Genomic DNA, 380 nt, shown 5'->3' on the forward strand with positions numbered 1-380 from the left:
CCTCGGCCTTCGGCTCGCTCTTCATCCGCTTGCTGGCCAGCCGCGTGCTGCGGCGCTATGGTTTCCGTACCGTGTTGATGGTCAATGCCGTGTTTGCCGGCATCGCGCTGGCGGCCTATGGCATCTTCAGTCTGCATACGCCTTACCTGCTGATCTTCGCCATCGTCTTGATGGGCGGCGTGTTTCCGGCCTTGCAATTCACTTGCCTCAATTCGATTGCCTATGCCGACATCGACAACCGCGACGCCGGCCGTGTCACCAGCCTGGCCAGCGTGATCCAGCAACTCTCGCTGGGCCTGGGCGTGACGGTGGCCGGCATCGTGCTGCAATTGTCGAACCACCTGCAAGGCCATACCGATATCGTCGAAGCCGACTTCTGG

1 pseudogene is annotated in these 380 nt (G+C 61.3%); it reads left to right on the top strand.

Features of this window, described 5'->3' with window-relative positions:
• A pseudogene (locus tag I5W_RS14070) lies at nucleotides 1–380 on the top strand (MFS transporter); the annotation flags it as partial.

This window comes from Herbaspirillum sp. B65, from assembly GCF_000333555.1.
Classification (GTDB): domain Bacteria; phylum Pseudomonadota; class Gammaproteobacteria; order Burkholderiales; family Burkholderiaceae_D; genus Herbaspirillum; species Herbaspirillum rubrisubalbicans.